Genomic DNA, 24,852 nt, shown 5'->3' with positions numbered 1-24,852 from the left:
GACCGTTGATTCACGCGGAGCTATGACTGCCTGAATGTTAACTACTTTGGCGAGCACCGAATTGGTATAGACCAAGCCAAAAAGAGACGGTCACTCCGTGACCGGCCCTTTGTACTCCCAATCGAGACTGTCCCCCTGCCGACGAACGACGTACTGGTAGGGGCCATGCAGTGCCCCGGATTGGCATTTGCAGTTGTCCTTGCCACAGCTGACCTTCTTGATCACCACGGTCCCACTACTCGATTCTTCGACAGCTTCGATCGATTCACCCTCGCCGGCGTCGATATCCTCAGCGGCGACATCCTGGCGGTACTCGAGGAGATCGTCGATCCAGTCCTGAAGAGCACGCAAATCCGTGTCGTCCTGCTTCGGGACGCCCTCAGCGAGATATTGCGGCAACCCCTCTGGAGCTGGTGCCCGTGTCGGCATTGTCTTACCAAACGCTAAGCCCCGTTAAGGAATAAATGTTTGGTAAGATTCGGAGACACCCTCCAGCGTTTCCGAAGTAAACACCGTTGACGTCAACGCTATCGTGTGATTATCACGAGTTTAGTAGCAGCGGAAGAGATGGATCCATCGGCTGAGCCACCCCTCCGTCGGTTCCGGAGCTAATGGTTGTGACGCTGATCCAATCGTTCCGAAGGCTGATGTGACGTACACAGTAACGGCTGTCGTCCAAGGAGTCGTTGACCTCGATGGAGACTCACACTCCCTGCCACGCAGTATGAACTGACTCGGAGCTGAGAGACGCTCGAGGGGAGAAGCCGCAGGACAAATCAGAGAAGATAGAGTCCACGAACCCTCCACCGTTTCCGAAGCTTTTGCTGACGGCCAGTAACGCGAACCCTCACTCCACCATTTCCGGAGCTATCCACGTGAGAAGGAAGGGGGCCACGACAGAGACGGCATAGATTGCCGAGAAGACGATCCGCTCCACGAGTTCTGTCCTTCCACTCTAAACATATTCTTTTTCTAGAGTGTTGTTTTTGCGGCATTGCGGTTACTGTTTTTCGGTAAGTGTCTTAGTTCTTTTGTCTTGTATAGTGTCTCTGCTGAATGGAAGCCCCACGTCATTTCGATAGCTTCGGAAACAGTGGAGTGAGAGGGTATTATAAAGAAACGGAGCTTCGGAACCGGTGGTATGGCTATCCCTTTTAACTCACTGAGCTTCGGACGCTCCGGAAACTAAGGAAGCGGTGGTTTTATCATATCGTCCCGTGTGGCGGTTTATCATGGGGATGTTCCAACGAGACCGTCAGGTGTTCGCTGATGCCGAACCACTTGACGACTCCTATGAGCCCGAGGATATCCGGGAACGGGACGAGGAACTCGAAAAATATCAACGAGCCCTCCAGCCGATCATTGACAACCGCCCGACGTCGAACATCTTTCTGTACGGCAAGACGGGAACGGGGAAGACCGTCGCGACGAAGTTTATGCTGTCCCATCTCGAGAACGACGCGGCCGAGTACGACGACGTCGATCTCTCGACCGTCTGGGTCAGCTGCGAGAACCTCTCCTCGTCCTACCAGGTCGCCGTCGCCCTCGTCAACGAACTTCGCGAAAGCCAGGACAAGGACCGCATCAGCACCACCGGCTACTCTCAGCAACGCGTCTTCGACATCCTCTACGAGGAACTCGACGCGCTCGGCGGTACCGTCGTAATCGTCCTCGACGAAATCGACAACATCGGCCACTCCGACGACATCCTCTACGGGCTCCCACGAGCACGGTCGAACGGTTACGTCGACGACGTCCGCCCGGTGATCGTTGGCATCAGCAACGACTTCCAGTTCCGGGATAACCTTTCGCCGAAGGTCAAGGACACACTCGCCGAAAAAGAGATTCTCTTCCCCCCATACGACGCGAATCAGCTACGTTCGATTCTCAACCCACGTGCCGAGAAAGCGTTCCACGACGATGTCCTCGCCGAAGATGTCGTCCCGCTCTGTGCGGCGTTTGCCGCCCAAGACACGGGATCGGCCCGACAGGCGATCCGACTGCTCCGTGAGGCCGGCGAGCTCGCGCAAGCCGCCGATTCTGACACCGTGACTGAGGAGCACGTCCGGGACGCCCAGGACGAGCTCGAAAAGAACCAACTCTACGAGGGGATGCAGGAACTCACGACACAGGGACACGCCGTCCTCTGTGCGCTCGCGTACCACCAGGCGCTCGATGACGTCCCCATCCGCTCTCGCGATCTCTACGAACGATACGTGAAGATCTGCGACCGACTTGACGCCGACAGCGTGAGCGAGCGCCGTGTTCGCGACCACCTCTCGGATATGAATATGCTCGGGCTCATCAGCGTCTATGAACGGAATGAGGGGCTTTCGGCTGGGCGGTATCACGAGTACGAACTCGACGTTCCGCTGAAAGCCGTGCTGGAGGTTCTCCTGTCGACGACTCGGTTCGAAGAACTCGCGAACATCATCGAGTCGACGGCCGACGATAACAACCTCCTCCAGTCGGATATCTCCGACTACTGAACCAAGTTTCGTGATTTCTAACGTGGTACTGAGTTCCTGAAAGCTCCGGAAACGACGGAGGGTGGGTTTGTCCTAAAACTCCGAAAATAGTAGAGTGAGAGCGTATACCGCTAGGAGTGTCTCACCAAACAAGTTGAACCAATAGTGCTGAAGAGTTTGGTAAGACCAGTCGAGCTGTATAGTGGAAGCTTCGGAAATGGTGGAGGGGTAGCAAAGCTTCGGAAACACCGGAGGGTACAATCCTCATTTTGGTCAGTTCAAAACAGTACGTATGGAGACCGCGAGACAATCCTGTCGAATAAGATGTCCGGGATGTCTTGTCGGAGATCATTCGCGTGACGCTGAACGAGAGGCTCCAAAGGAAATAGACAGATCACACCCCCACCACCGTTTCAGCAATTCCCGTGGGAAATAGTGGGCACGGCCGATTCCAGATCAAACACACGATACAGTACAAGAACACGCTGGTTAGCCGATGGGTACTTGATCCACTCTCTAATCTGGGTGAATTGCTGAAACGGTGGTGAGGGGTCCCGGGACCATTCGTTACTCTTCTCAACCCCAAATCGAATGTTGATCACTCTCCAGTTTCCAGTTACGCGCTCACTCCGATTTTGGGTGTGATGTTCTTCCAGCAAAATTAATTCTTGAAACAGTGGTGGGTGTCTCTCACCTCAATTGCCCAGAATCTTACCAAATTTGAAGGTGCACAACGATGCGAACTGTTAGATAAGACTGCGAGTCGCCGATAAGCTTCGGGAACGCCTCGTGTTGAGAGGGTAGTCCATCAAACGCGTGTGAACAGTAGCGACGGTATCGCGGCTAAGCGGTCGAACTGTCGTACATCTCTTCGAAGGCTTGCTCGCCACGGATCAACTCGTCGACGCCGTCAGTGAGCGTCACCTCGCCGAAGACGGTCGCTCGATAATACGTGTACAGGCCGTCCTGTCCGCGCTCCGTACGCTGGCGTTTCTCGACGAGGCCGACGTCGACGAGCTTGTTGAGATGGTAGTGAAGTGTACTGTCGTCGATGTCGAGTGCGTCCTCGAGTTCTTTCGGACTCATCTCGCCGCTGTGAACGAGTCGATAGAGGATCTCATAGCGGGTGCGGTGACCGACAGCTGCGTGCATATCGAGGTACTCCTCAAGGCTGAGAATGCTCTCCTCGGGGAGTAGATCTGCCGGATCGTCCGGGGCGTCGCCACCAACCGTCCGTGTTTGATCCGTCGCCATCGTACGTCACGCTATGCGTCGGAGACGCTTAGTCGTTGTCAAGCCGAGAATTCCCAAAAACACCTTTATTTATATACTCTCCCTGAATAGGCCCGATATGCCCGTCGAAATCACGCGCGAGCTGATCGCTGACCGGCTCGGGCGTGTGACATACGACCGGTTTCTCTTCTATCTGATGGGGCCGTACAAGTCGTTCAACCTCAACTACGTCCTCAGCGAGGAGGACCGTCGCGAGATCGACATCGACGATCTTCCTGGACCGTTACGCCGGCTCTTCAGGAATAAGGACGACATCAACGCGGCACAGGCACTCTTGCGACGTGTACAAGGGGAACTTCGGACCGACCCGGGAGTGAATGCATTTCTCGCGCTTGACGTCGACATCGACACAGACGACGTCGATGCGGTGACTCAGAGCATTGAGTACGCCCGGTGTAGCAACGCGACCGCGTTCGTAGTGCCGTTTCTTGGCCACAATTTTGGCGTCGGCGAAGAGGCCGGCAGTATTCTCGAAAACCTCGCGGCAACCCACGGGGAGCGGTTGATTTTCGTCCACGAGGATGACGTGACGAGTGCGATGATCCGGTCGGCGTCCGTCCGGTGGGATTTGCGCGTTGAAACCTACGAGACTGAGGACGAACTCGTGGCCAAACTACGGCGGTTCGCCGGCGGAATCATGCATCGCGAACGGCGAGGGGAACTCGATCAGCTGGAGTGAAAACGAATGGATCTTTGAAGCTATCTTACCAAATAGAGGTCCCTCAACCACGATATTGATTTGGTACGACCTGACTTATTCGAGTGCGTCTCGAAAGGCATCAGGGAGTAGCGATCCCGGCTTCTCCGCGTGAAACGCGACGTTTTCGTACGCCTGGTCAATGTGTTTCTGCACGGCCTCATTGTCGTGGTCCTCGGCCAGCGTCTCTAACTCCGTCAGCATCGTCTGTAGTTCGTCATCGGCGCCGATCATCTCTGCCGTCACGGCCAGCTCTTTGAGAGCCTTGGCTGCGGCGCGTCGGACTCGTCCATCGTTGTCGACGAGAGTCTCTAGGTAAAACTCGCGAAGCCGGCGGCGGTGGGTTTCGATTTCCTCGAGTGTCCAGTCACCCGGTAATGCCTCATCAGTGAGTTCGGTGCCGACTGTTCGGAACGCAAGTCGTGGATACAGCGCGGCCGCAAAGCGAACGACAGACTGACGTTGATACCCATCACCACTCTTGTAGAGCTCGCGACACCGCTCGAAGCAGTCCTCGAAGAGAGCTGCTCGCTCCTCGAGATCCAGGTCCTCGATCTCGTTGATCGTACGATTCACACGATCGGTGTCACCCGAAGCCAGTGCAGCAGCGAACGCGTCGGGTGTCTGGTCCATAATCGTGTGTTCTCTACCGACCTGTGTAACTCCTCGGACTACGACCGGGAACGGATGGGTGGACATCTTTGTGGAATATTGACCTTGCTGAGAACCGTGTACTTCGCTCGTCTGGCCGCCACGGGACCGGGTATACTTGTACAGACAGGGAGTAGCAACTGCTATGGCGGACGACGATGAGCCGGTGCAACACTGTCGACTGGATACGGGTGTGGATATTCCGAATGCGCTCGAGGCAGCTGGGATCGAGTATCTCGACGTCGACGACACCCGGACGATTGTCATCTATCAAAGTGCCATTCTTATGGTCACGGCTACTGAAGGGGACGCATCGGCCGCCCAGGCGTTCGATGTCGCACTCTGGGAGCCGCCGGTGGAGGACGCTGATCGCGACCCTGTTGATCTCCTCACGACGTTTATAAACGACATAGTAGCCACCGTGGATGGATCTCGCCGGTGAAACACACCTGTGTTGGGTGGTTGAGATTGGTTTGAACATCTCAAAATCGGACTGTGCTGTTCGCTACAGCACGGGCGTCTCTTACCAAACAGACCCACTTCGGTGTGTTAGTCAAGATAAGCCTGGTACAATAGCGAGTCTACTGCTATTTTAACTGTTACCGGAGTATTGGTAACTGCCAGATGTACGAGGTACTCGACGACACGGCGGCGCAGATCGTCCTCGCCGTCGAGAGTGGTGACTCTATCCGCCGTGTCGCCCAACACCTCCACACGCCGTACGAGACGGTGCGACAGGCCGTCAATCGGCTGGAAGACGCAGGCTATGTCCGCTATGACGACGGCCTCGCTGTCGTCGACGAGCGCGTACGCGACGCAGCGCTCGAGCTCGCCGCTGCCAGTGCCGGCGTCAGTCCACCCTCCGTCGAGGAAACGTACGTCATCCCACAGTTCAGTGACTGGTCGTTCGCGTTCACGCGGATCGACGCCGTCTACGTGTGGACGCAGGGCGGCTACCAGGTCGGTCGCGAGCCCGACGATTATCCGCTGTTCCTCGCTGTTCGTGAGCAGGACGTCGATGCCTGGGAGGCGTTTTTCGAGTCGTTCGACCTCCCCACTGCTTTCGAACGACAGCCCGGAGACGAGTTGGACGGACCGCTGCAGATCGTCCTCGAGCCACGCGCGTCACTCGATATCGAGCACGTCGAAGGGTACCCGGTGATCCCAAGAGCCGAGACGATCGAGTATATGCGCGAGAACTACGCCCAGTTCCAGTCGGGGCTGGCGATGCTCGACCGGATGTACGAGGATCTCGATCTTGACGTTGCCTACCGTCAGCTACCCACCGCTGAAGTGGTGGGCTTGTCGGTGGACTCCCGTTCAAACTCCAAGCTGGAGTAGACACTGGACGTGTCGCTCACGTTCAACGTCCCCGACTTCAGGGCAAGCTGACCGTTGCCCAACCCATCGGGACGTTTGCCCGATGGTAAAGCTAACAGGCGGAGGCCGACGTTCTTCGCCGCGTTGTAGTCGCCGTCCACCTCGTACCCACACTCGTTGCACGCGAACCAACCGTCCGAGTCGCGGTTCGTGTTCGACTGGTGGCCGCACTTCGAGCAGGTTTGAGAAGAAAACGCAGGGTTGACCGACGTCGACTCGAATCCCGTACTCGGCGGCCTTGTATTCAATTTGCGCTTGCAGTTCACGGAACGCCCAGTTGTGCATCTGTCGCTTCAATTGGTTGTCGTGGGTGTCCATCCGCTCGCGGATGTGGGTCAGGTCTTCGACGGCGATGTACGAGCAATCGCGCCGCAGGGCTTCTTCCACGATTCCGCGCGATATGTTGTGCAGGCGATTCAGGACGAAGCGGTTTTCCCGTCCCGACAGTCGCTGCAACGCCTGCCGAGCGGAACGGGTGCCTTTGTCCTGAAGGCTTCGTCGCACGCGGAAATAGTGGTTCTGCCCCCACAGTAGTTCGCCACCGTCGAAGAACCGTCCTGTGCTGGTCACGGCGACGTTCTTCAGGTTCAAATCCACACCGAGCACGCGGTCGCCGTCGCGCTTGTCTACTTCTTTCTGGATGACGATGTGGAGATAGAACGCATCCTCGTCAGGACGGTAGTGGAGCGTCCCCATCCGTTTCTCGTAGTCGTCGTCTTCGAGGTACGACCGCTGGTACTCACCGAGTACGAAGTCGGCCTCGACACGCCCGTTTTACCGTCGAGAGTGTGGCGTACTCGTCTTTGATTGTCAGAGTGCGTTTGTCGTAAACGGCAGAGGGTTCATTGAACGAGGGAAGCGGGCGGTTGTTGCCTTTCTCCCCACTCCGCGACGGTGCTTTTCATCGCTTCGACGGCTTTCGAGTAGGCCCGTACCACGAGGTTGGCGGGCAGGTCGGTTTCGTCCCGCAGGTCGTGGTATACTTCGTCGTGGATGGTTGATTTGTTGAGAATCAGGTCGCCATCGTCGTCTCTGCCGTGATCGATAGTGTAGTTGGCGGCGGTGTTGAACTGCTGGATGGTCTGATGGAGGTCGTCACGCCGCTCTTTGGGTACGTTGAGTTTGACCGGAACGGTGCGTTTGACCTCCATCGACCTTCACATGCGTACCCTTTGTTTATATATTCTATGTCAGCGTTGGGGAGTCGGCCTTGCCATAGCTAGTGGGTTAGCTCATAGAGCTTACGCGCTTCCTCCCAGGGATAAAGCGGTGTGCTTCCGTGCTGTTACCGCTATGTAAAACCGAGCGTACCTAGGCAGATACGCAAATCGTGCGAGACTTTATACCTCGGCAGAGCCAAGATTTGTTTGACCAATGAGTCTGGACGACGCTGTTGAAGAAGCTCTCGCAACATACGGGATGTCGCGGAGCGAAGAGGCCGAAGAAACCGGCCGCACGGTCGCGACGCTCCAGGACTAACGTACGCTGCTTACTCGAGATTCCGGATTTTCTCTGCGAACTCCGCTTTAGATAGTCCGGGGGTTTCCATCAGCTCGGGGTTGTCGGTGCGCTCAACCGCCTCTTCGACGAATCCGACCCAGAGCTCCTCGTGCGCTGTTGCGTAGACTGTCTTCGCTTCTGCGGGATACATATCCAGCTCGTATGCCGTCAGGTCGATCTGGACCTCGTGTTTCCGCTCAAGCGTTGTCGCTCCGAACTCAGAGAGATGCTTGAGGAGCACATTCTTCCGACGAACCGTCAAGAGACGCTTTGACTCGTTAATATACTCGTTTACCCACTCCCGCCAGTCGTATGTCTCTGAGTCGATTTCCACGGAGGTCTCTGGCATCGAGAAATCCGGAGCAATCCGACGGAGGTAGAACTGAATCAGGGCAACAGCAGTCCGATGGTTCGCATTCGGAAGCGCGTGTTTGAGAATGAGATTTGAGGCGAGACGGCCTGCAACATCAGTCGCGTTGCCCTCCCACGACACCCGGTTGAGCGCGTCTGGGAGTGCATCGATGTCGATGTTCTTGTACGCTTCAACGGGAACTCCTTCTTCTTCCTCGTTCTGGGCTATGAGTGCTTGATAGATCTCGAGGAGCCGAGCAACGATGGTACCGTTATCAGCACCCATCTCTGAGAGTGCCTCGCCAAGATCGAATTCGAGATCCCCGACGTCCCCACCACCGACGCGAGACGTATAGATACCGAAGAACTCGCTGTCAAGATCGTACTTGCGAACCTTCACCGCCACGTCATCGTCGTACTCGACCATTCTAGCAACGATCTCCGATGGAGTCTCGTGGACAAAATCAAGAGAGAACTGATTGTTGCCCGGATGATGATAATAGACGTGACCCATCTACTTGATTCGCTGTACTTGGGGAGCATCTTAATTCACGCTACCTTTCGGACCGACCTGGCATCAGGATTCCATCGAATCGAGTCTCTCCCAGTCGACGTTGATTCGGAGACGATACTCACTGTCGTAGCGTCCCTGTTCGTTTCGCGTTGGGTCGAGCAGCGAGTACCCACTCGTGAATGACTCGAAGAGCGTCTCACGCGTCGGGAGGTCGATATCCAGTTCGTCTGCCAGGTAGACGATTCGCTTGGTCGCAGCGCCGTTGTCGAGTCGCTGGAGATACTCACCGACCGTCGTCCACGAACAGTCCCGATCGTCCGCGGCGACCATCGCCTGTGCGAGTTCGCGGATGCCACCACCAAACTCGGGATGGTCGGCACAGTCAACGAGCGTCTTCTCTATGTCTGCGACGTCCACGGCGGTACCCTCGATGACCGTCGGCTCGTACCCGAAGAATTTGCGCTCGGTGACCGTCACGACGCGATAGGGGACGCCGTGGATCTCCCGACTCTGTGCCCGGGAGGGGGTGACGACGTACACCGTCCGGGGCACTTGTTCGGTCAGCCCGTGGTGGTCAAGGGCGGTGTAGTAGCCGACGTACATGGGCTCGGCAACGTGCGAGGCGATGAGATACTCGTGCGTCGTATACAGACCCTCTTCACCGGCCGCGAGCGGGATGATGAGGTATCGACCGGGGAACAGTCGGTCCAGCCATCCTTTCTCAGTGAGCCGGGAGGCGATCTCTCGGGCGGTGTTCGGGGCGACCTCTAGGGTCGTCTCGATGTCGTCGACGGAGATGATCTGGTTGCCCGCGCCAGCGAGTCGTGAGAGAAGTCGGCTCTCACGGGTGGACAGTCCCTGTCGTATATTTTGCGTGTCTTGTGAGTCGTTCATCCCTGCACTTTAGACATAGACTATGAAAACGAGCGGGGCTTCAACATTGCTCATCCGCAATTTGGCTGGATAGAAGGCTTTCGCAGAAGAAGAATCTGAGTCAGTCAGTACTGCTCGACGTCGATAACTTGTTTCGTCTCCCCATAAGCGAGATCCCCATCCCCGGAGACGACTGGCGCGTCTTACTTTGGTGTCTGGCTCAACGGACAGAAGCCGGACTGAGATGACCTGTAGGCCGATGGGGCTTCAGTCGGAACGTCATTCTATTCGTTCGAGCAAGGATCTCGTCTTCACGGCGCTTCTACAGAGGATGATTTAATTACGCACAGCGAACCATTACACAAGCAAAATGTCGAATTCAACTGACCCTGCTGCCGTGGCTCGCGATATTGAAACCGGTGACAAGGTACGATTCCATTTTGACGGGAGCTTCAGTACGCACCAGTATCAACCAAGCTCTCCGTTTGAAACTGAAGTCTCGCTATCGTTGTCTCTCCCTGACAGCGAAACAGAGAACCCGACGACTCGAATTGATGTTCAACCACCAGCTGGCGACCAGAAAGCTGACACCTACTTTTTTGAGCTTATCACACCCGCTACCAAGGATTCATTCGCATTCGTCTTTAGCTAAACGAAGAACCGCCATACAGTAGTAGTCTATCACGGCTTCTTTCCGAGAGGAATGAGGAAGCCGAGTCTGTGCACGACAACGGCTCCTCATCTCGGATTATGCGTCGGCTCACTACGCTCTTTCCATCTGAGTTTCTCGAAGACCACGCCGAGGAACTCGGCGTGGTCGAGCGAGAGAGCAAGCTTCAGATACCTGTTCTCGTCTGGGCGTTCGTGTTCGGCTTCGCCGCAGGCGAATGCCGAACACTTGCTAGCTTCAGACGCAGCTACAACTCCACAGCTGATGAGACGATATCTCCCGGCGGTTTCTATCAGCGATTGACGCCAGCACTCGCGGCGTACCTCCGCGACCTCGTCGAGCGTGGCCTCGACGAGGTCGCTGCTCCCGACGCTGTTGACGCTGATATCGACCGTTTCAGGGACGTGATGATCGCGGATGGAACCGTGCTACGGTTACACGAGTTCCTTGCCGATGAGTACGAAGCTCGGAAAGAGGAGCAGGCTGGAGCGAAGCTCCACCTGCTCCACAATGCCACCGAGCAGACAATCGAACAACTCGACGTGACGGACGAGAAAACGCACGACAGCACGTTATTCAAGACGGGTTCGTGGCTCGATGGACGGCTTGTGCTGTTCGACTTAGCGTATTTCAAGTACCGCCGCTTCGCGTTAATCGATGAGAACGGCGGATACTTCGTAAGTCGGTTGAAAGAGAGCGCGAACCCAGTAATTACCGAGGAATTACGGGAATGGCGCGGCCGCGCCATTCCCTTGGAGGGCAAGCAGATCCATGACGTCGTGGAAGATCTCGACCGCACGTACATCGATGTTGAGGTCGAAGCCGAGTTCAAGCGAGGGCCGTACGACGGAACGCGGTCACTGGATACGAAGACGTTCCGCGTCGTCGGCGTCCGCGATGAGGACGCCGACGACTACCATCTCTACATCACGAATCTGTCGAGAGAAGAGTTCTTCCCGGCGGATCTTGCGACAATCTATCGGTGTCGGTGGGAAGTTGAGTTGCTGTTTCGTGAGTTGAAGACGCAGTACGAACTGGATGAATTCGACACGAGCAACCCGGATGTTGTCGAAATTCTGCTGTACGCAGCGTTGCTGTCGCTGTTGGTGAGCCGCGAGTTATTGGATCTGGTCACCGAGCAGGCCGACGATGAGATCGTGTTTCCGCCGGAACGCTGGGCGGCGACCTTCCGGTCGCACGCCCAGCTCATCCTTCACGAACTCGGTGAGTATCTCGGCTTCTCACCGCCACCGTTGTTAGAACGGTTAATCGAAGACGCTCAGAAGATTCACAAGCAACGGCCAGTGGTGCAAGAAACGCTCGTTACTGCTACACAACCGAGGGGAGAGGCTTAGCTAAAGACAGATGGGCCCGTCATTTCCAGCGCAATCGAGCCGATACGCACAATCAACAACGACAGCGCGAAGATGATCAGTAGTGACAGTATTGAGTATGTGGCAGCCATACCAAGAGATAGGTTACCCCATTAGTAAGAAGTAACCACCGATGCGAACAGTTCACGCTCTGTATCTGCCAATTCCCACACTTCGAAACTGAGTGACGTCGTTTCGCGCTGTGTATGCAGCACAGCCACCGAAACATCACCGACCATTGTCAGAAGTGGCGTGCGAAATACAGAGGATGAGTTCAGGACAGTAAGTGCCTGATTTAGTGATCTCTGGCTGAATTGGGCGATACGTTTGTATCCAGCTTCACTAACCCCTCCAACTGTGTGACACCCGGTTCGGCATCGCGTGATGGAGAATCCTTAGCGATTTAGGAGCACGATCTCGCCGTCGCTTTGGATCCGAATCTCGTAGTCGTGATACTCGAAGTGCACGTATCCTGATGTTTGTGGTGCGTCATTCTTCGGGAAGCGAAACAAGGCATCCAACGCGTCGGGGTCAATCACAGAATACAGCGGCGGGGACAACTCAACGGGATCAACGCTTTCCAAGTCGGCGATCAGGTCGATGACCATAGCGCTCGGGTTCTCGGCATCGTCTACTGTGATGGACGACTGCACTTGGTTCTCCGTTTCCATCATTACATCGGTTCTTCTTGATCCCCTCAGTTGTTTCGTCGAATAATCCACCCGTTTTAACGGGTGCGCGAAATCAGGCCGCATCGCGGATCTCATCCGGATGCGTCGTCAAACAGCGTCGCGAGGATCTTTGCGTTAATTCGGCGCAGATGGGTCGATAACGTCGATGGAGCAATTCCGAGTTCGGCGGCAACGTCCTCCGCACTGACACCACCTTTGTCGTAGTAGCCTAGCTGGGCCGCGACCCGGGCGACCTCCAGTTGACGCTCGGTCAGTGCTGCTTTGATGGCGACGCTCTCTTCTATCTGCTGGGTCCCGGAACTTCGGAGCGTCTCCAGTTCGAACTGAATGTCCTCGGCGCGACAATGGTCCCAAAATGAACTGAGGTGGTCTCGCTCAGCCGTCTCCAACCGAAAGTGCCAGTCGCGGCCGGCACTTTCGATACTGATGACGTGGATCCTGAGGTCGGAGAGCGTCGGGGTGACGAATGTCGTCGTCGGACTGTGCTGGACACGGTACAACCGCGTGTCGCCGAAGTCCATCGTTTGGGTCCACTCACTAACCGTGTCGTCGTGCTCGAGTGCTGATTCGAAGGTCCGGAAGTCGACGTCTCTTACCCGATAGAGGACGGCCGGCACGTCTGCGGTTGTCGCTGGGCGAATTGACTCCTCCGTGATCGATGCGGTCGGGATTGCTTTGAGTGTCGGCCCGAGGGGTAAATCGGGATGGGTTAGCACGACATCGGCAATGAAACTCCCCGGCACTGGTGAAGGTGGATACTATTCATCTTGGGGAGAAATCTCTTTCGTTCCCTGTATCAATGAAACAGGAGATGAGACAGTCTGAAGAATATGCTGCCATAGTGACCAATTCTACTTGTCGAATGACGCTCGTTGGTTATTGACCGATACGCGCTGTGTCTGCAGCATGGCCTCGCCAAATTGTTACTATCTGAGGGCTTCAACAGTGCCACATGCGCGAGATAACGGAACGCTATACGTCCGAACGCCGGAAGCCGTCCCCCGCTTGCCGCTGATAAATTTATAATGCTACACATTATCACCCATATTCGGGGAGAGACATTATGGTACCACCATTTCATCTTGGTCCGGGCTCCCGGATTATTCACGTCCAACGAGCGGGCCCGACTCCGAATATAGTCGAACCACAGCAGTTGCTGTCTACGAGGGTATTCATGAGCGACGAATCCGAGGACTCGCCACCAGTTGTCCGGTCCCAGGACCGGGCTGCTTCCGGCGTCCCGGCAGCGGGCTGGGCACTCGGTGATCGCTTCTCATGGAATGAAATCCATCAAAGGCTGCTCGCGTCCGCCGACGAGGAAATCGCCAGCACGCTCTCGGAACTGTTTTTCAGCGGCTTCACCGCTGGCTTCGCGATCGTCTTGACGTTCATCGGCTACACGGTCGGGACCGCGACGTTCCCAAACAATAGATTCCTCGCCGCAGTGCTGTATCCGATCGGGTTCATGTACATCATTCTCGGACGGTACGAACTGTACACCGAGACCACTCTCCCACCGGTCAAGCTGGTGCTGACCCGGTTGGCCAGTCTCCCCTTGCTGTTACGCATGTGGAGCGTTGTCCTGCTGGCGAATGTCATCGGTGCCGCGTTCGGCGCGTTCATCCTCGCAAACACGCACGTACTTACGCCGGCAGAGATGGAGGTCGGAGCCGAATTCCTCCAGCACGGCCTCGAACTGGGCTGGTGGGACCTGTTCTTCAAGGCCCTGTTCGCGGGGTGGCTTGTTGCTGGCGTGGTGTGGCTCCATACGGCTGCGCGAGACACGATCTCGCGTGTCGTAATCACCTATCTCGTCTTCTACACGATTCCCGTCCTCGGCCTGTACCACGTCGTGAGTTCGGGCGCTGAAGCACTCTTCGTCGTGTTTCTCAAGACGCCGAGTCCGGGGGTACTCACCCTGATTTATGAGTTCTGGCTTCCGATCTTGCTTGGCAACACGACTGGTGGCGTCGTATTGGTCGCGCTCGCGAGCTACGCGCAAGCCGTGAAACGCCGGTATCCGGAGATTCGGGTTCTGTCGAGCCGGGAGATGCTGTTCAGTTTGAAAGGCGGTCGCCCGTTCGAAACGCCGAGACCGGGCATCCAGTTACCGGAAAACGGTAGTGAACCCGAAGAGGAATCCGACACAACTAGGTGACGTTGTACTGTAGACAACCTGCAACTCCCCATTTTGTGGGGTGGTGCTGAATATGCCCTCTGTATTGACCACAGCCGGGCTAGAACTTGTCACCTGTTGGAAATTTCAACAGAGCCGGATTTCTCTATCCCAGCCCCCAGGTCTAAGTAGGCTCTCACACGATGACGCCTATGCCTCAGGAGACGACTGCTCGATTAGAGGAATACGCCTACAGCAATGTGGGTGAGGCGCTACGGACCATCGCCATCGTATACGAGGCTGACTGTGAAGTGATCTATCTCCGGGATGACCTCAAAGGCGAATATACTGCCGAAGAGTACCATGCAATCGTAGATTCATTCAGAGCCGTTCCCGAACCAACCGAACAGAGTACAGACAGCTTGCCGATCGGTGATAGGCGATCGCTTGTCCACTATCACGAGAAAGCGTTCGTCTTTCAATTTCCTCACGAAAACTGCCACAGTATTTTATTGAGCGTTGAACCGAGTGTTGGATCAAAGCTTAGATCGTTTATCAACGGCTGTCAAGAGTGCCTGTAAGAACGAAGTGGTACTCTCCCTTGGCACAAGTAGGATTCAGTACTGGGGGTATCATAGAATGGTTCCCATGCCCGCTCTTCATTCCCTCGATTTACTCACTACAGGAGCCAGCTGTACCGGACGGGAATCACCCATCACCGGCAACTGGATATCTGGAAGCAGCGTATAGAATCAAATGGACGCGATTATTCCGGAGCGGATGGCAGCGGAGATTGACGGTGAGTGCGTTATCTACATCAACGGGATGCGACTCAATAAGCTTCGGGCGTTACCGAAATATCTCCACGCTGGCCTCGAAGCCGGACGGATGTTCAAGCGATTAGAGGCCGACCCGGATAGCGGATTCCTCGGCTACCTGCCAGCGTACATGGGACTACGGAGTGGTGCAGCGATTCAGTACTGGCGGTCGCTCGAAGACATCAGACGGTTCGCACGCGATCCGGATGGGCCTCATATCCCGGCATGGAAGTGGTACAATGAGGAGATCGGAAATAACGGCGAGCTCGGGTTCTGGGCCGAACTCTACGTCGTCAAAGACGGCAGTTTCGAGACATTCTACCGCAACGTGCCGCCAACCGGCCTCGGCGAACACGGCACCCTCGTACCGATGGAAGAACACCACCGACGACTCGGCCTCTCGAAAACGGAAACGCCTCCGGACGCGACCGAAACGACAGAGGAGAGTCACCGTCGCAGTGGTCAATAAGCAGGTCTACTGAGCATCCAATTCACACTTCATAAGCTGGAATCAATGCCGTGTAGAGTTCTGTCTGACACTTTCACAAACAGCTAACGCCCTCCGTAGAAACACACCACTGCTTCCGCTGGAAAAACACGGAACAGTGGAGGTGCGCTTTCATTCGAAACAAGGTGTGGCACCAGAAAAGTCGCAACGATAGATATTTGCAGCGACCAGCGAGAGATAGTTCCTGTAGCCTAATCCTCAATAGTGTCGATAAGATCAGCCGCCGTACTCGAAATCCGATCTAACCGGTCTCGAACCGTCGCCGGCGCATCTTCATCCCACGCGGCTAGGTAGAACGCCGAGTTGTCCGGATCCAAGCCAAAGTGTCGACTGACGATGTAGGCCACTGCTTCAGCCTCAACCTCCAAGCGGGATTTCTCCTCACCAGGCTCGCGCTCGAAGTGCATGGTTGCATGGGCGAACTCGTGAATGAGCGTACTCGCAAGGTCAGCCCTATTCTCGCGGTCAATCACCTCCACGACCGGATTCGTCGTCGTCGGACTCCGCCGTTCACACACCCCGCGTGCGATCCGTGCTCCCACTCGTCGGGAGCGACGATAGTTGCATCTACACCAATGGCGTCGGTCACAGCCAACAGGTCCTCGACGAGGTCGTCTGCATCACCATACGCTTCGGTTTCGAGCTCAGGCAACGGCTCCCCCTCGGTCTGAGAGATATCGAACACGCTGGTCGGCCGGAACCCGACCAGTCCTCGGGACCACTCGTCGGGCTCTGTCTCGTCGTACTCACACTCTGTGTTTGTGTGATACGACGGCGAGTTCCCACACTGGGGACATTTGTTGGTAATGATGGGTGCCCAGATCCAGATTGCGTCCTCGCCCTGCTGGACATGCCGGTCGAACTCCGTTTGCCAGGTATTGTAGCCGGCGACCTTGGTTGCATTAGGACACTGTAACTGGATGAGTAGCGTGTTCCGGGCCGAGTAATGGTCGAACTTGCTCTGGACTTCGAGCCACTGCTGGAACTGCTCGCTTGTCTGTGCCTCATCGGTCAGCTCGGCGAGGTCCTCGACCCACGCATCGAGTTGGCCACGCATGTCGTCGGCCCGGGTGTCTGAATCGTCGAAGGAGTGCGTGGTTTGCTGACTAGACGTCTCTGCGTCGGAAAGGTCAGTTTGCATCGTTGCCATGAGTCTGTATCGGGACGCACTGCTCGGGTGCGCCCCCGCACCTCCTATGGGGGGCAGAAAATCCACGCTGTAGTGCTGTTGAAGCGGGGAGAGACTGCGGCGCTGTTGATGAAAGGCGGCCGCTCAGTGTGGACGCCCACTAATTGAGGGACTATCTAAGTCGCGCTGTTCCATGAAGAATCAGAAGCCTCTGTAGGACAGGACCCAACCGCTGCACGGTTCATCTTGAAAACGGGTCAGGGCCAGTTAGGCGGGAGTTCGTCTGCGTGATTTTCGATTAGATCGAGGAGTGGCTCGATTTCATCGTACCGAGGTCCTTTCGAGACCTCGCCGGTCTCGCGGTGCCACTCGATATAGCCCGCCTCAGCCAGCTTTGGGAGATGGGTATGGATGAGCTGGAGTTGCGGATCATCCGCGCTGTTTGCACCGCGAAACACGAAATCAGACTCGTGCTTCTTCGTCCCCTCTTGGAGGGCGAACAAGAATCAAGCGCCGCTGGCGCTTGGCAAATATATCGAGGACTTTGTCCATATTCGATGCTCCCAGCACACCCCATGAGACACTCTCACCCATCAGGCTGTTATGATTAATCGCAACAAATATAAACATTTCGTTTAGCTAACATACTGAGTCGGCATGTCTTCTGGAGAGAAATGCAATGAGGCTACTCGCTTGCAGCCTCCCAGCCCGCGTGGAAGTACGCGAGCGCTTGATTCGACTCGAAAACTTCTCCCGACGGCGAGTGAGCGAGTAGTTGCTCCACTGGGACGACCTCAACAACTCCCTCGGCACGGAGGTTTTCGACAAGATCGTGTGCGAGCGACTCGTCGATACACAGTGGATTCGGTCCTGTGTCGCGGTCGGTGCACTAGCTGGCGGCGCTCGAATTGCTCGTAATCTGGAATGGTCTCGTCCATGGTGTCACGAGAGGTCTCCCCCTCACTCCGCCAGAGGGGCAGAAACCTGACTAACCAACAGTCTGCGAATTTCTTACCCAAATGTTGGTTAGAGACACACCACTATGTCCGGAGCTTTTCGATCAAGAACGCCGTCAGGTCGGCAGCTTTGGTGCGATCATGAACTGACAGACGCCTTCAGCGTCGGGGAATGGCACGCTGAGACGCACGGGATTGTGCTGGCCTACCTCCAGTTTACGAGGAGCCTCACCGGGAGGGCACGGTCAATGGTACGAAGCCGGCTCGTCTCGAACCGTGCCAGTGCGTCAGCAGGCTCGAACGCGACCAGTTCCTGGGATTTACGGCGGTACGCCATGCTATCGATATCGTCGTCGGCACAGAATCGCAGTTCCCCATCATCAGCATCGATGTCAATTTCGACTCGCTCCGAAAGTGCACTAGCGGCAGATAGCGCAAACGAGAGATCCGACCGCGAGATATGGCACGTCGCCGGCGACTCTATCTCGGGGAGACTCGGCGGCGTTCTGATAGACGCGGCCGGAACGAGTTCGGTCGTCCGAGTGATTCCATCAACGTCGATTTCGAGTTCGCTCGTAGTAGCATCCAGAATGAGTCGCCCAACATCACCTGCATCACCGACTGACAACGCGTCGGCGACGTGCTGAACGTTTACGCCGAGGACGCCCTCTGTAACGTCGAAGCTGTCGAACGACGCTGCATCCACTCGCAGTTCGAGCAACGAAACACACTCAGCGTCGATGGCCCGCATCGCAAGCCCATCCGCCGAGACAGCTATCCGACATTGCTCGACGAGGCTGGCGGCCACCTCGAAGATGGATTCCAGGACCGTGACATCGGCCGCAAGGTCAAACTGCGTCAGGGGCTGTCCCAGTGAAGGGCGCAGACGCGTCGTCTGCCTCGGTATCTGTGCTTCCCTCCGGTGTATCGGGCGTCTCGGTTGCTGGCTCCTGTTCGTCGGCTGGCTGCTGCTGATCGGTACTCATTATGACTTCCCTCACCCACCAGGGAAGCACAAAATCGACACACGCAAAATGAAGAACCGACGCCCCTACTCAGGCGCACGACCGTCGCGATGCGGTCGGTACGATACTCGACATTCCACGTCCCGTACGACTGTGTGAGTCGATAGGTCCGCACCGTCGCGACGTCTTCGAGAGCGCCGGCGGGTGTCTCCCAGTGGAACTCGTAGCCAGCGATGACGTCCCCGTCCTCTAGATCTCCGACGGGATGCTCGGGCCCATCCCACTCGGCGATGATCGTCTCATCTCCACGGGGTGGCTGGATGCCCCGCCCGACGCTGCCCTGGATACTCGACGAATCGGTCGTTAAAGATGCCAGCTGTGCGAGGTCCTCCGCACTGATCGCCCACTGCTCGTCGGTCTCGTCGTCGACGAAGACGTGCTGTGTCTCGCCGCGGGACCGCTTGTACTCGACACTCGTAATCTGGCCGCCTAGCGAGTCCTCAACGAGCCAGATGAACTGATGGACGCCGTCGAGGACAGTCTGGTTCTGTTCCTCGATTTCCACGGTGCTGGTGTCGGTCTCCACCGTGGTCGTGGGTCGTCCTTCAGTAGGTCGGTCGACCGGCGCACAGCTACACAGCAGCGTCCCTTCGGGCCCGGTCAGTACCCACGGCTGTCGCCCACAGGGAATGAGTGAATACTTCGAGGCAGAGTACCGGCCACCGCCAGTGAGCACGCGCAGTGCTTTCTCGACTGCGCTGCCATCGAAGCCAGAGCCATATTGAGCCCCGAGTCCATCGACGAACGTTACGTCTGTTTCGATACTGCTGAATTCGCCGTAGGTGTTCGGAATCGAGCGTACTTCGTCGGTGCCGTACTGCCCAACATAGGCTCCGACGTCGCCGTCGATAACCCAGCGAGTCTGTTGTTTGTGTGCTCGACCACCAGACGTGTGGATACTCGAGTACGGCCGACGAGTCGTAAGACCCCAGTCACTATCGGGAGCACTCCACTCGACGCCCTGACGGCCGGGTGCGGGCATAATGGTTGCACAGCGAGCAACGCTTTCGGCGTTGGGTGTGAGGTCGGTACTATCGCTACTGAACGCACTGAGGGGTGAGTCGGTCATCAGGATTCCTCTCCACCCGCTGAGAGGGCACAAAATGAGGATTCCAAATAGCATATGAGACAGATCCGCGGCTGCCTTCCTACAGATATTCTACAGGCGGAGCAGGCCGAGTGCCTCGGGGCTTGACCCCGAGGGTGAAGGCCGTAAGCTCAGGTGAGTGTTCCACTTTCACTGTGGATGGCTGGCATTCAAGATAATCGCACTACTACACTGGTACTGGAGCGAATGACCGACACACAGGCTCTCGTCAAGACGCTGGACTTCCAACTCGACAGCCAGAGTGACAACGAGGGCTTGCTGTACGACGCCACACTTGAAGCGCGGTGGGCGTACAACGAAACCATCCGACTCGCCAAAGAAGGCATGGACTGGGACGCCATTCCCGACAGGGTAGCCGACGACGCTGACCTCGTGAAGAACACTACTCAGCGTGTCGTTGCGAAGGCACTCGGTGCGATAGAGAACTACTTCGAATACGACGACTTCGGCCAACCGAGCCACACCAAGGACGGAACGTACCCGCTTCGTGCGAACTACGAGGAGGGGTACAACCTGTCGCTCACCGACGACGGCGACGTGGCGTTTCGAATCAGCGCGAAGCCGTACAAGCACGTAAAAGGCGTCGTTGAGGGCGACGACGCTCACCTCGACATTCTCAAGAACGCACTCACGAGCGACGAGTGGAAAATTGGGACAGCGGAAGCCCTGTTCCACAACGAAAACGCCGAGTTGCACGTCACCGTTACTAACACCGAACAGACCGTTCGAGACAAGCAGGACTCACGGACGGTCGTCGGTGTGGACGTGAACGAGGACAACGTGGCTCTGACCGCCCTCTCCGAGAATGGCGTCGAGGACTCGTTGGTTATCGACTTTCCCGAAATCAAGTTCGAGCGTCACTGCTACTTCACGATGCGGAAGCGCGTGCAGAACGCGGGGAAGTCGTGTATGCACGACGTGCTGGAAGGGCGCGAGGAACGATTCGTCCGCGACCGACTCCACAAGGTGAGCCGTCACATCGTGGAGTGGAGTCAGCAGTTCGAGAAACCGTGTATCGTCTTTGAAGACCTCAAAGAGATGCGCGACAGTATCGACTACGGCACGCGGATGAATCGACGCTTGCACCACCTCCCGTTCCGTGCCCTCCAATACTACACGTCATACAAGGCGTCGTTCGAGGGCATTCCGACCGGATGGATTAATCCCGAGTACACGAGCCAGCGGTGTCCAGTATGTGGACATACGGAGCGAGCGAACCGCAACAAGAAGCGATTCAAGTGCAAGGACTGTGGGCATCAAGACCACAGTGACCGTGGTGCAAGCGTCAACATCGCCGTGAAAAGCATGAAGAAACTTGATTGGAATGTGCCTGCTCTCAACAGCCTTCCCGTTGTGCGGAAGGTGCGACGGCAGGCATCGGGGGCCGTGGACGCCCCGACCGTGACCCATCCGACCGCCCGAGGCTATCAGGCTGATGGTCGAGTGGGAGTGTCCGACTAATCCACGGGAAGCCTCGGGGCTTGACCCCGAGGCGGTTCACTGGGTGTACCTCAGTATACACTGTTCCATCCTATTGGAACACACCCCATCTTTCGAGTGTTCCCGTTTGGGTGGATACATCGAAGTCAGTGCGAAGAAATCACCTATAGGATGAGGATTTGACATTCCGTCAGACACTCCACTATTGCCAATAAAACGGCATACATCGCCCTGTCATGGATAACTGGCACCAAGGGTGTTCGTCTATTCAATCACACAACAGTTATATCCATATTACTGGCAATAGCGGAGAGGGTACTGGTAAAACTGGCACCAGGGGTGGGGCGGTTACTGGCAAAAGTGGAGAGGGTACTGGCAATAGTGGAGATGTGGGTCCTGAACTCACTCCAGAACCTGATGCTGCTTCGCAGTCTCACGAATATCATCAATCTCTCCCAACTCACTTTCGAGTGCATCGAGGGCCGACGACAGAGACACATCGAGTTCGTATTCATTGTAATTCCCGCGTCCACTCGAGGAGTCGACGATTCGTAAGACGCCGTGGAGGCTCAAATCCGACAGATGGTCATGTACCCGCCTCCGTTTCAATGGTTCACTGCCGTGATTACGGAGCACCTTCTTGATACCGTTCATAGATTAGTTTCGTCCGTTCGGGGGTTTCACCCCTTGCTGCTAGCTGGCAGACCGTCAGCAATACATATTGCCCCTGTCGAGTTAACGAATGCATCCCTTCGACGACCTGCTGGCGCTGAATCTGATGCTCGGCCTCCCGAACGTGCTCTTCGGTAATCTTTCGCCTGCGCCGCCAGCCATTGCCTCGTTCTCGGCGATATCAGCAGCTTTCCGGAGCAAACGTAGTGCCTGACCGGTAGCTATCCTGAGTCCTGAGCAGAGAACGCAGCGCACAATGGAATGACATCTGTTTCGAGGACATCATCATAGAGCGCGGTATCGGCTCGCTGTCGGAGAATATTCTGTAACTCAGTCGCGTCGTACGGCGGGAACAGGATCTCCTCCTCACAAAGAGTATCCTTGACCTTCGGAGAGAGATTCTCTCGGAATTTGAAGTCATTAGAGATACCGACTACGCCGAGTTTCACATCAAGATACTAGTTGTGAGCGTGCTCGTGGAAGTTCATACAGAATGTCGTCGTCTGAGCCAATGTTATCGATCTCGTCTAATACTACGAGAATAGTCCCACCAATCGACTCAAGATCGGTGTAAAGTTCGTTGAAGATGCGTTTTTGCTGATACCCAGTTTCACTCATGGGCTCGCGCGTAGATGAAACGGTCGTGAGAGGGTGGGTAGGAGAGCGTATTTCGTTGACGAGATTGACCGCCACTTGGTAGGAAGTGGTACAGCCGGTACAATTGAGCTCGATGACGTTGAGATCCACGTCGTCGTAGTCCGCTGCAGACTCTCTGCAGCTCCTCAAGCAAGATCGTGAGTCGCAGCAGTCTTCCCAACACCGGTAACGCCATAGAGAAAGACATTGTTCGAGTTGCCAGCCCTGAATGACGGGACGGAGAGCAGCCGCATACTCGTCGAGTTCTTCGTCCCGCTCTTCGAGCGTCTTCGGCTGGTAATCATCCCGGAGAACATCTTTGTCCTGGATGATGAACGATTCGCGATTGAATCGACCCATAAGCAGACGCATTGAGGGAGAATTGTTATAAAACCATGGGTTCCAGTATCACCATTAACCCACCACTAGATGACCAGTTATGCCAGTATCTCCTTCACTTATAAAACACACACCTCCACTGTTGCCAGTAAACCTTCGTAACAACTGGAGGGGCTAATGATCCCCTCTCTAGTCCGCCGATACTCTTAATACAATACGTGAAAAACCATATCCGCAATAGCGGAAATTCAACTAGCTGTAGAAGAGAATATGGTAGTAACTTAGCTTAAACGCGGACCGTCTCGCCTACCCTCTCGAGTTTTCGCTTCATTACTGGCAACGGTGGAGTGAGAGAGGGTCTTAAAGAAGGAGATTATTGGCAATACTGGCAACGCAGGCCTCCCTCTTTTCTCTTCTCGATGCTTCCTACCGTATTCCAGTCGAAACCCATCTTTGGACGATGAGCACTCGAGTGAACCAGTCCATTCCAAGAAGCCGCTCGATCTGTTACGCTTCGGGTCAAGAGATGCTGCCACATCCCGACCTGACGATAAGAGAGGTTCTCGTATTCTTATCGTCAAATCGTTGTCGAAAGACGCTCGATACAGCCGTTGGTTTCTTCGACAGCACCCTTCCCTACAAGACGATTCACAATCTCCTGTACATCACTGCTGGAGTATTCAAGTTCCTCATAGATTCGCTGGGCACCAAGTTCTTCGTATCTCTGAGTGAAAATACCCGACTCGAGGAGCTGATGGTCGAGCCAGAATCTAGATCAGTTTAGCTAATTACGGTGTTGGCTAATTACCCAACACCTTTACGGCGTTGGGAAGAGAACCAACACCTAGTAGATGGGCAGCGAGTTAACCTTTCAGTATACACACGTTGAAGCTGGTCTCGTCGAGAACGTCGTTATTCGTCGGACTGACGAAACCGAGACCTATCCCTCGGGCTGGAAGTACACGCTCCATTCAGGTTACCCTAGAAGACTTGACGCTCGTTCGGTACGATAATGCGCACGAAGACACGAAAGGCCACGAACATCATACCGCAGTCGGTGACGCCGACGATATAGAGTTTCCCGGGATGGAAGAGCGGCTTGTCGAGTTCTGGGCGATTGCTGATGAACACTGGGAGGCCGTCAATGGCGGCCCAAACCGACCCTACTGACCACCAAATCAAATCCAACCTGACCATGACCACGCTCCACATCACTGTTGGCAACCGTGAACAGCTCCGAAACGACGCGATAGACTTCGTTCAAGCAGCCGAGGAGGGAACACTCGATGACGCTGATGAAGCAGTAACGCTGCAGTTCGGCAGTTACGACGATCTCATCGAGAGTCTCACCCCGTTGCGCTTGGATCTAATTCAGACTATTGCGGAACATGACCCCCAGAGCATGCGCGAGGCTGCCCGACTCGTCGATCGCGATGTTTCCGATGTCCATGCCGACCTCAAGCATCTGGAGGTCCTCGGCATCCTTGACCTCGAAGAAGGTGGCCCTGGCGGGGCAATGCGTCCTGTTGTTCCGTTCGACCGTATCGAGATGCATATCGATTACCCACTCGTTGAGGACCTTGATACCGATGACGTCTCAGCCAGTGCGTGATCCATACCGCTGGTTTTGATAGTATCAGCAG

Annotated in this window: 22 protein-coding genes and 4 pseudogenes; 11 read left to right on the top strand and 15 right to left on the bottom strand. The window is 55.8% G+C overall.

Annotated elements, in window-relative coordinates; all coding sequences use genetic code 11:
- Positions 1 to 90 precede the first annotated feature (90 nt).
- Positions 91 to 429 carry a DUF6788 family protein gene (locus ACODNH_RS01015; protein ID WP_434530124.1) on the bottom strand — a complete coding sequence of 113 codons (339 nt, stop codon included), beginning with the start codon at positions 427 to 429 and terminating at the stop codon, positions 91 to 93.
- An 803-nt stretch (positions 430 to 1,232) separates the two neighbouring features.
- On the opposite strand from ACODNH_RS01015, the gene ACODNH_RS01010 reads away from it, so the two are divergent.
- Positions 1,233 to 2,489, top strand: coding sequence for a Cdc6/Cdc18 family protein (locus ACODNH_RS01010; protein ID WP_434530123.1), 1,257 nt, complete (start codon positions 1,233 to 1,235; stop codon positions 2,487 to 2,489).
- Between the two features lie 822 nt (positions 2,490 to 3,311).
- Here ACODNH_RS01010 and ACODNH_RS01005 read toward each other — a convergent pair.
- A complete protein-coding gene (locus ACODNH_RS01005) occupies positions 3,312 to 3,722 on the bottom strand; it encodes an ArsR/SmtB family transcription factor (protein ID WP_248898442.1) in 411 nt (136 codons plus the stop codon).
- A 97-nt stretch (positions 3,723 to 3,819) separates the two neighbouring features.
- On the opposite strand from ACODNH_RS01005, the gene ACODNH_RS01000 reads away from it, so the two are divergent.
- Entirely contained in the window at positions 3,820 to 4,440 is a 621-nt protein-coding gene (locus tag ACODNH_RS01000; protein WP_434530122.1) for a DUF7509 family protein, read from the top strand.
- 75 nt (positions 4,441 to 4,515) lie between these two features.
- Here ACODNH_RS01000 and ACODNH_RS00995 read toward each other — a convergent pair whose 3' ends face one another.
- Positions 4,516 to 5,091 (bottom strand): hypothetical protein, encoded by a 576-nt coding sequence (locus ACODNH_RS00995; RefSeq protein ID WP_434530121.1) that lies wholly within the window; start codon positions 5,089 to 5,091, stop codon positions 4,516 to 4,518.
- A 163-nt stretch (positions 5,092 to 5,254) separates the two neighbouring features.
- Between ACODNH_RS00995 and ACODNH_RS00990 the strand changes: the two genes are divergently transcribed.
- Both ACODNH_RS00990 and ACODNH_RS00985 read left to right on the top strand, forming a co-directional pair.
- Positions 5,255 to 5,551, top strand: coding sequence for a hypothetical protein (locus ACODNH_RS00990; protein WP_310916908.1), 297 nt, complete (start codon positions 5,255 to 5,257; stop codon positions 5,549 to 5,551).
- Positions 5,552 to 5,733: 182 nt separating this feature from the next.
- Positions 5,734 to 6,450, top strand: coding sequence for a helix-turn-helix domain-containing protein (locus ACODNH_RS00985; protein ID WP_434530120.1), 717 nt, complete (start codon positions 5,734 to 5,736; stop codon positions 6,448 to 6,450).
- Here the strand turns inward: ACODNH_RS00985 and ACODNH_RS00980 are convergent.
- From ACODNH_RS00980 to ACODNH_RS00960, 5 genes and pseudogenes are all read right to left on the bottom strand, one after another.
- The gene (locus ACODNH_RS00980) at positions 6,384 to 6,755 is read right to left on the bottom strand and encodes a zinc ribbon domain-containing protein (RefSeq protein WP_434530234.1); all 372 of its coding nucleotides are present in this window, start codon (positions 6,753 to 6,755) and stop codon (positions 6,384 to 6,386) included. The genes ACODNH_RS00985 and ACODNH_RS00980 overlap by 67 nt on opposite strands.
- A 4-nt stretch (positions 6,756 to 6,759) precedes the next feature.
- Positions 6,760 to 7,185 (bottom strand): annotated as a pseudogene (locus ACODNH_RS00975) (transposase); the annotation flags it as partial.
- Between the two features lie 146 nt (positions 7,186 to 7,331).
- A complete protein-coding gene (locus tag ACODNH_RS00970; RefSeq protein WP_434530119.1) occupies positions 7,332 to 7,640 on the bottom strand; it encodes a transposase in 309 nt (102 codons plus the stop codon).
- A gap of 338 nt (positions 7,641 to 7,978) precedes the next feature.
- Complete coding sequence (locus ACODNH_RS00965; RefSeq protein ID WP_434530118.1) at positions 7,979 to 8,767, bottom strand: hypothetical protein; 789 nt, start codon at positions 8,765 to 8,767, stop codon at positions 7,979 to 7,981.
- A 150-nt stretch (positions 8,768 to 8,917) separates the two neighbouring features.
- Entirely contained in the window at positions 8,918 to 9,748 is an 831-nt protein-coding gene (locus ACODNH_RS00960; RefSeq protein ID WP_434530117.1) for a type IV toxin-antitoxin system AbiEi family antitoxin domain-containing protein, read from the bottom strand.
- Between the two features lie 729 nt (positions 9,749 to 10,477).
- Here ACODNH_RS00960 and ACODNH_RS00955 point away from each other — a divergent pair.
- On the top strand, positions 10,478 to 11,752 hold the full coding sequence (locus ACODNH_RS00955; RefSeq protein ID WP_434530116.1) for an IS4 family transposase: 1,275 nt from the start codon (positions 10,478 to 10,480) through the stop codon (positions 11,750 to 11,752).
- Positions 11,753 to 12,165: 413 nt separating this feature from the next.
- Here the strand turns inward: ACODNH_RS00955 and ACODNH_RS00950 are convergent, their stop codons facing one another.
- Positions 12,166 to 12,525 carry a HalOD1 output domain-containing protein gene (locus ACODNH_RS00950; RefSeq protein WP_434530115.1) on the bottom strand — a complete coding sequence of 120 codons (360 nt, stop codon included), beginning with the start codon at positions 12,523 to 12,525 and terminating at the stop codon, positions 12,166 to 12,168.
- 8 nt (positions 12,526 to 12,533) lie between these two features.
- A complete protein-coding gene (locus tag ACODNH_RS00945) occupies positions 12,534 to 13,205 on the bottom strand; it encodes a helix-turn-helix domain-containing protein (RefSeq protein ID WP_434530114.1) in 672 nt (223 codons plus the stop codon).
- Between the two features lie 431 nt (positions 13,206 to 13,636).
- On the opposite strand from ACODNH_RS00945, the gene ACODNH_RS00940 reads away from it, so the two are divergent.
- The 3 genes from ACODNH_RS00940 (at position 13,637) to ACODNH_RS00930 (ending at position 15,865) form a co-directional block, all read left to right on the top strand.
- A complete protein-coding gene (locus ACODNH_RS00940; protein WP_434530113.1) occupies positions 13,637 to 14,620 on the top strand; it encodes a formate/nitrite transporter family protein in 984 nt (327 codons plus the stop codon).
- Positions 14,621 to 14,790: 170 nt separating this feature from the next.
- Entirely contained in the window at positions 14,791 to 15,159 is a 369-nt protein-coding gene (locus tag ACODNH_RS00935) for a hypothetical protein (protein WP_434530112.1), read from the top strand.
- 175 nt (positions 15,160 to 15,334) lie between these two features.
- A complete protein-coding gene (locus tag ACODNH_RS00930; protein ID WP_434530111.1) occupies positions 15,335 to 15,865 on the top strand; it encodes a DUF4188 domain-containing protein in 531 nt (176 codons plus the stop codon).
- A 230-nt stretch (positions 15,866 to 16,095) separates the two neighbouring features.
- On the opposite strand, the pseudogene ACODNH_RS00925 reads toward ACODNH_RS00930, so the two are convergent.
- The 4 genes and pseudogenes from ACODNH_RS00925 to ACODNH_RS00910 all read right to left on the bottom strand — a co-directional run bounded on the left by ACODNH_RS00925 (position 16,096) and on the right by ACODNH_RS00910 (position 20,083).
- Positions 16,096 to 17,054: pseudogene (locus ACODNH_RS00925) on the bottom strand (DUF955 domain-containing protein).
- A gap of 236 nt (positions 17,055 to 17,290) precedes the next feature.
- Positions 17,291 to 17,536, bottom strand: a complete 246-nt coding sequence (locus tag ACODNH_RS00920) for a DUF7344 domain-containing protein (RefSeq protein ID WP_434530110.1) — start codon at positions 17,534 to 17,536, stop codon at positions 17,291 to 17,293.
- A 658-nt stretch (positions 17,537 to 18,194) separates the two neighbouring features.
- The gene (locus tag ACODNH_RS00915) at positions 18,195 to 18,815 is read right to left on the bottom strand and encodes a hypothetical protein (protein WP_434530233.1); all 621 of its coding nucleotides are present in this window, start codon (positions 18,813 to 18,815) and stop codon (positions 18,195 to 18,197) included.
- A 32-nt stretch (positions 18,816 to 18,847) separates the two neighbouring features.
- Complete coding sequence (locus ACODNH_RS00910; protein WP_434530109.1) at positions 18,848 to 20,083, bottom strand: hypothetical protein; 1,236 nt, start codon at positions 20,081 to 20,083, stop codon at positions 18,848 to 18,850.
- A 225-nt stretch (positions 20,084 to 20,308) separates the two neighbouring features.
- Here ACODNH_RS00910 and ACODNH_RS00905 point away from each other — a divergent pair, with 225 nt between their 5' ends.
- Positions 20,309 to 21,583 (top strand): RNA-guided endonuclease TnpB family protein, encoded by a 1,275-nt coding sequence (locus ACODNH_RS00905; protein ID WP_434530108.1) that lies wholly within the window; start codon positions 20,309 to 20,311, stop codon positions 21,581 to 21,583.
- Between the two features lie 381 nt (positions 21,584 to 21,964).
- Here the strand turns inward: ACODNH_RS00905 and ACODNH_RS00900 are convergent.
- Positions 21,965 to 23,230: pseudogene (locus ACODNH_RS00900) on the bottom strand (orc1/cdc6 family replication initiation protein).
- A gap of 830 nt (positions 23,231 to 24,060) precedes the next feature.
- Between ACODNH_RS00900 and ACODNH_RS00895 the strand changes: the two are divergent.
- Together ACODNH_RS00895 and ACODNH_RS00890 are read left to right on the top strand one after the other, a co-directional pair.
- Positions 24,061 to 24,379, top strand: a pseudogene (locus ACODNH_RS00895) (toxin-antitoxin system TumE family protein).
- 25 nt (positions 24,380 to 24,404) lie between these two features.
- Positions 24,405 to 24,821, top strand: coding sequence for a transcriptional regulator (locus ACODNH_RS00890; protein WP_434530232.1), 417 nt, complete (start codon positions 24,405 to 24,407; stop codon positions 24,819 to 24,821).
- The last annotated feature ends 31 nt before the right edge of the window (positions 24,822 to 24,852 follow it).

This window comes from Haloarcula sp. NS06, assembly GCF_051122755.1.
Taxonomy (GTDB): domain Archaea; phylum Halobacteriota; class Halobacteria; order Halobacteriales; family Haloarculaceae; genus Haloarcula.
This window is presented reverse-complemented; position numbering and strand designations above follow the sequence as displayed.